Origin of the sequence: Bacillus sp. SRB_8, from assembly GCF_003264205.1 — a bacterium.
Lineage (GTDB): Bacteria > Bacillota > Bacilli > Bacillales > Bacillaceae_G > Bacillus_A > Bacillus_A mycoides.
In genome coordinates, this window is sequence record NZ_NADT01000061.1 from 1 (window position 1) to 3,482 (window position 3,482).

The 3,482-nt window shown below is 34.1% G+C and carries 4 protein-coding genes and 1 pseudogene; all 5 read left to right on the plus strand.

Features of this window, described 5'->3' with window-relative positions; translation table 11 throughout:
• On the plus strand, positions 1-759 hold a 759-nt coding region (locus tag B5P40_RS29415; protein WP_258402209.1), incomplete at its 5' end, for a pre-toxin TG domain-containing protein.
• 49 nt (positions 760-808) lie between these two features.
• Complete coding sequence (locus B5P40_RS29420; RefSeq protein WP_002192050.1) at positions 809-1,132, plus strand: hypothetical protein; 324 nt, start codon at positions 809-811, stop codon at positions 1,130-1,132.
• A 108-nt stretch (positions 1,133-1,240) separates the two neighbouring features.
• A pseudogene (locus tag B5P40_RS29425) lies at positions 1,241-1,466 on the plus strand (pre-toxin TG domain-containing protein); the annotation flags it as partial.
• 292 nt (positions 1,467-1,758) lie between these two features.
• On the plus strand, positions 1,759-2,292 hold the full coding sequence (locus B5P40_RS29430) for a DUF2247 family protein (RefSeq protein ID WP_002192052.1): 534 nt from the start codon (positions 1,759-1,761) through the stop codon (positions 2,290-2,292).
• A gap of 283 nt (positions 2,293-2,575) precedes the next feature.
• Positions 2,576-2,851 carry a barstar family protein gene (locus tag B5P40_RS29440; protein WP_113710373.1) on the plus strand — a complete coding sequence of 92 codons (276 nt, stop codon included), beginning with the start codon at positions 2,576-2,578 and terminating at the stop codon, positions 2,849-2,851.
• Positions 2,852-3,482: the final 631 nt, after the last annotated feature.

Here is a 3,482-nt window from a genome sequence, read left to right on the forward strand (position 1 = left end):
ATGGGAATAGATCTTGCAAATATATTTATGGACTCCGCGAATAAAATAGCAAGTCATAAGATTGATATACCTGCAGCAGCCATCAATGTTGGAAATATTGATTTAAGTAATGCCCTACGTGATTTAGGTGGTGACCCATCTAGAATATATGACCGTAAGAATGACGGAGATTTATCATTTATATTAGATATTACCCCTTTTGTTGGAACAGGAAAAGAAATTGGACAACTTATCAAAGGTGAAGATCTGGTAACAGGTAGAAAATATGGACCTGAAGATTATGGATGGGGTACACTAGCAGTTGTATCCGGTGGTACTACACGTGTAATTGGTAAAGTTGTAGGAAAGATTGGTGACCTTGAAAAGAAAGGAAAGGCTATTGAAAATGCAACAAAAGGGACTTCAGGTATTGGATGGAGTATGCCAAGAGGCGGAGGAGTCATTGAAGGGCGTAAGTATACTGAACACGCGCTTGAAAGAATGGCACCTGACACAATTCAAGTGCGAGCAGAACTTACAAAGCGTGCACGTGAAAGAGCTGAAAGGAATGGGTACACATTCGGCTCGAAAGAATACATGGAGGAATTAAAAAAAGTTGACCCACGTGGTGTAACACCAAGCGTAGTAGAAGAAACAATTAAGCATAGTACTAAAAAACCAGGAAATAAACCTGGTCTATGGCAATACGATGGGAAAGATGTTAGAGTCGTATTGAATGATAATGGTGATGTTGTTTCCGTTGTACCTAATAAATCATGAATATCATAAGTAAAGTGAATTGAGCCCTTTCACGAAAGGAGTTATTAAAATGAATATTCAATATGATGAATACGAATTGTTAGAAATTTTCGAGAGTGAACCAGAAGATTATTTTATTCCTGGTGCAGGTGCATATAGATATAGTAAAATAGATAAATTAGGATTTGAATTAGTAATGATTATGTGTTATTACGAGGAAACTGTTGAATTAAAAATGTTTTATGAAAATAAATGTATCTTTGAAACCAAGATGGATTCGGCGAAACGAATCTATACCCGTAATGACTCATTATATGTCCAAGGCGGCGTAGAAAACAAAACAATCGAAGTAAAATTCAAGCCACATTTTACAGTTCAAATAGATGAGTTCTAAATAGATGAAATAAAAAAACACCTTATAGCAAATAAGGTGTTTTTTTATACAACAGGCGCCTACATGTGCGCCTGTTGTATCTCTTAAAATGACTTAAGATACGTTTACTTATCATTCATTTTAGACATCACACCAGGGATTGGTACAGGAAAAGAAAATTGGACAACTCATCAAAGGTGAAGACTTAGTAACAGGTCAAAAATACAGTCCAGAAGATTATGCATGGGGCACACTATCCGTTGTATCAGGTGGTACTTCACGTGTAATTGGTAAAGTTGTCGGGAAAATTGGTGACCTTGAAAAGAAAGGAAAGGCACTAGAAGCGGCTGCTAAATATAAGCCAAAAACCATAGAAATAAATAATCCTGTTTTAGATAACATTCGTACAGGAAGTGCACTAAAAATAGATGAACTACATGCATTTAATAACATTATTGATAATTACGTTAGTTATGCATCGAAATTTGATTTAGTTGGAGGTGACGGAGTTAAGCGACAGCTTTATCAGGTAGAAGGTTCGTTAAATGGTAAAAAAGGTGTATTCGAATGGATTGTTGACCCTGACCCTAAAAAAGGTGTTACACACAGAAGGTTTATTGAGGGAGTTGGCGTAACAGGTAACGCGAATGCAAGAAAGAAGTGAAAATATAATGTATAGTTATAAAATTTTCGAAACGTATAGATTACAATATAGTTGGGCTACTTTGCTAATTGGATTAAAATTAGGCCTTTTATCCATTGAAGAAATAGATACATATGCTGCAAATTATTTGATTGATAATCCCCACGTAAGCGATGATGCATTATTAGAACTTACATGGGGAAAATACGATAATGAAAAAGCTATTGAATTAATAGAAACCATAGTAATGGATTTCGCAATACCTTGGAATGGTGATGTTGAGGAACGAAAATGGAAGTACTGTATTTTAATGTCTATGAGAGAAAAAAATAGCGATTACGATGCTTTGTTAGAGAATATAGCTAACCTGTATAGTGATTTTAATTATCCAGACGATATGAAAGGATTTATTTATTATTTAGAACCGGATGACGGTTATGATCCAATTAAGTATACCAAAAGTGAAAATATTAAACGACTGATAAATAAACTAGATTCATTCTTACAAAGTGAACAGGAAGATTTACAGGAGGTTTAAATCGTAAGAATAAACCTTTAGAGGATATTTTATAGTAAATCAAGATTTCTTTTACAAAGCCGTAGGTATTATACTCCTACGGCTTTTATTATACATTATTTAAGTGAAAACTACTTTTTTCGAAGAAAATGAAAGGTCAAATGGTAGTTCGGATGGTTTTCGATTTGAATCAATATGATACTTTCCAAATCGATTTACATGTGCTGTCATCTAGTGATGGACTAATTTATAAAACTTCGGATCATTATAAAACATTTACTGAAATAAAGTAGGAGGAGTTTTTATGGAATTTTTAAATTTAGATGGTCGACAATTTACAAGTGAAGAAATTTTACACAAAATATTAAAGGAAAAGCTAGATCTTCCTGATTATTATGGAGAAAATGCTGATGCACTATGGGATTGCTTAACTGGATGGATAGATATTCCGTTAACAATAGAATGGGAGTTTTTTAAAGAAAGTCAAAATATGTTAGGTCAAGAGGCAGATATAATTTTAGAAACATTTCAAGATGCTCAAGAAAAAATGTCAGGTAAATTCTACATTGTTGTAAAATAACTAAAAAGAACTTAGGTAAACATAAAAAACGTAGAAATAATTATTTTCTACGTTTTTTATTGTATCCATTTGAATACTTTCTCAGAGTGGCCCCTCATACCCAGAATCGTTTCCGTACCCCTTAATACCCCTTTTCGGGGGATAGGCAAAGTTATCCATAAGGGGTCACTATATCATTTCGGGAAAATTGTACGCTAAGGACTACAAATCCTTAATATGACAGCGTTCTTAGAGAAGAATTATACCACGCTACCCTAATCACCGAGTTTGATACCCTTGAGAAAGAGCTTGTATCTTAAGGGTAAAGGGTTTGTCTTTATTTATTATTATGGACAGTGGTTTAGAGGAATAAACATACTCGGTGATTAGGGGATAGGTAACTATTTCAAACATTTGAAAGCTCGGTAATTGGGTAAATAAAAAATGCTCCCTCATTCTCCCTATAAGGAGGCATGAGGGGAGTCACCATACATACCCACCAAATTAAGAAAAATAAAGGCCAAAAAAAGAAAAAATGAGCCGAACTCTTATGAATAACTGTGAAAAGATAAAATTTTTGTTATGGGAGGTTTCTGAAAATCTTAGCTTGATGGCAATGTGGTTCTACCCCACATCCATCAACTTAAGGTAT

Excerpts from the sequence above, each read along its gene's own strand:
- B5P40_RS29440 (WP_113710373.1), top strand. The coding sequence starts at position 2,576 with ATGGAATTTTTAAATTTAGATGGTCGACAATTTACAAGTGAAGAAATT.
- B5P40_RS29420 (WP_002192050.1), top strand. The coding sequence starts at position 809 with ATGAATATTCAATATGATGAATACGAATTGTTAGAAATTTTCGAGAGT.
- B5P40_RS29430 (WP_002192052.1), top strand. The coding sequence starts at position 1,759 with ATGCAAGAAAGAAGTGAAAATATAATGTATAGTTATAAAATTTTCGAA.